This is a genomic window from Cellulosimicrobium sp. GQ32 (genome assembly GCF_059758455.1).
The window spans coordinates 1-962 of the sequence record NZ_JCAXEP010000029.1 but is presented as its reverse complement, the minus strand read 5'-3'; the positions used below and the strand labels follow the sequence as shown (position 1 = coordinate 962).

Here is a 962-nt window from a genome sequence, read left to right as displayed (position 1 = left end):
CGTCGTCCACCGCCACCGGGGCCTGGTTGGTCTCGGCGGGCCGGGCGATGCCGACCTGGACCGTGCCGACGGCGGTGGCGCCGCGGGCGTCCAGCACGGAGTAGGTGAACGTGTCGTGCCCGGCGGCGTTCTTGGACGCCGCGTACTCGATCTGGCCGTCCACGACGCGGGCGGTGCCCTGGGCGGCGGGGGTCGCGATGCCGGTGACCTGGACGGAGTCGCCGTCGGGGTCGATCCCGTCGAGCGGGACCGCGATGCGCACGCTGGACCCGGACAGCACGCGGGCCTCGATCTCGCGCGGCTGCGGGGGCGCGTTGTCCTCGCCGTCGCGGATGCGGATCGTGACCTGGGCGGAGTCCTCCTGCCCGTTGACGTCGCGCACCCGGTAGATCGCGTACGCGGTCCCGGCCTCGGGGCCGGCCTTGAACCGCAGCGTGTCCTCCGAGACGAACGCCTCGCCCAGGGCGGGGTCCACGTCCTGCTCGAGCTCGGGCTGCAAGAACAGCTCCAGCCCGTCGGGGTGGGTGTCGTTCTTCAGCACCGGGATCGTCACCACGTCCCCGGCATGCACCGTGACCTCGTCCGCCGCCGCCTGCGGCGGCTGCAACCGCGTCGGTGCCGGCACCGGGATGACCCGCACCTGGCCCGTCGTGGTCTCGGTCCCGTTGGAGGCCGTGTACTCCACCGTCACCGGACCGTTCAGGCCCCGGATCTCGGTCACCCGCAGCATCTGGTGCGCCAGGATCGCGACCGACACGCCGGCGTCGGCCGGGACGCGCACGGACTGGACGACGAGGACGCCGCCGGCGGGGTCGGTGTCGTTGGCCAGCACGTCGACCAGGGTCGACCCGCCCGCCGGGAGCAGGGCGGTGTCGGTCACCACGATCGGGGCGCCCTCGGCCTCCGACGGCGGCAGGACGTCCACCCGCACCAGACCGGTGGTCGCGTCGGGGCCGTCCGTC

The 962-nt window shown here is 74.3% G+C and carries 1 protein-coding gene; it reads right to left on the bottom strand.

The window, feature by feature from the left end; genetic code table 11:
• The coding region (locus AC6CH9_RS20785; protein WP_498156594.1) for an Ig-like domain-containing protein at positions 1–962 on the bottom strand (962 nt) is incomplete at both ends.